The organism is Allobosea sp. ASV33 (assembly GCF_016428755.1).
Lineage (GTDB): Bacteria > Pseudomonadota > Alphaproteobacteria > Rhizobiales > Beijerinckiaceae > Allobosea.
Window position 1 is genome coordinate 1 of sequence record NZ_JAELTI010000273.1, and the last position, 317, is coordinate 317.

At 74.1% G+C, this 317-nt stretch carries 1 protein-coding gene; it reads right to left on the reverse strand.

Features of this window, described 5'->3' with window-relative positions; translation table 11 throughout:
• Nucleotides 1–134: 134 nt before the first annotated feature.
• A partial coding sequence (locus JHD80_RS27530) for a hypothetical protein (RefSeq protein ID WP_199093786.1) occupies nucleotides 135–317 on the reverse strand: 183 nt, incomplete at its 5' end.

Sequence of the window (317 nt, forward strand, 5' to 3'; positions counted from 1 at the left end):
GCTTCCGATAAGCCCGGGCCTCCGGCCGACGCTCTTCGCCTTCAAAGTCCGCCAGTCGCTGCTTCATGGACCGGCGATAGAGCCTGCCCTCTATTGCGCTCATGATGCCGTCGATCTTCCGTTGGACCTGTCTCTTATACACATCTCCGAGCCCACGAGACTCTAGGCGCGATCTCGTATGCCGTCTTCGGCTTGTAAAGGGGGGGGGGGGGGGGGGGGGGGGGGGGGGGGGGGGGGGGGGGGGGGGGGGGGGGGGGGGGGGGGGGGGGGGGGGGGGGGGGGGGGGGGGGGGGGGGGGGGGGGGGGGGGGGGGGGGG